This window comes from Paenibacillus cisolokensis (assembly GCF_050481165.1).
GTDB lineage: Bacteria > Bacillota > Bacilli > Paenibacillales > Paenibacillaceae > Paenibacillus_AH > Paenibacillus_AH cisolokensis.
Genome location: NZ_JBCNFP010000170.1, coordinates 1 through 529, shown reverse-complemented (window position 1 = coordinate 529; position 529 = coordinate 1). Strand labels below are relative to the sequence as shown.

At 48.4% G+C, this 529-nt stretch carries 1 protein-coding gene; it reads right to left on the bottom strand.

Annotation, left to right across the window (positions count from 1 at the left end; all coding sequences use genetic code 11):
• A partial coding sequence (locus ABEV74_RS22395; protein ID WP_430149783.1) for a transposase occupies positions 1-425 on the bottom strand: 425 nt, incomplete at its 3' end.
• Between the last annotated feature and the right edge of the window lie 104 nt (positions 426-529).

The window sequence follows — 529 nt, the reverse complement described above, 5'->3', positions numbered from 1 at the left end:
GGCCTGGATTGCCATTGCTGGATATCCTCCAGCACGGTCGCGGTAATGTTGCTGACGGTCGTGGGTGAATAGTGGCTGCCAAACATGCTCTCGATGAAGCGAGCGACGTCTCGCGTGCCCATGCCGGCTTTGTACATTTGGATCACCGCCTCTTCCAGCCAGCCATCTCGGCGTTGGTAAGGTTCGAATACATGCGTTTGAAACTCACTGTTCCGATCCCGCGGTACACGGAGATCCTCGATCGTGCCGAACTTGGTCTGAAGAGAGCGCTGGTAGTATCCGTTCCGACTATTAGGCTTTTCTTTTTCATTCTCCATGAAGCTTTTGATTTCAGCTTTCATGATGGACTCCAGGTTCTCTTTAATAAACTGCGTGACAAGTTTTTCAAATAGATCTGCGAGCATATCTTGGTGTATAGTAGTCATGAGTAGGGTTCCTTTCTTGTGGTTTACGCACACTCCAAGATACCCTACTTTTTTTGCGCCTGCCAGGTCACAAATTCTGGTTACACAAACTATTGTACATCATC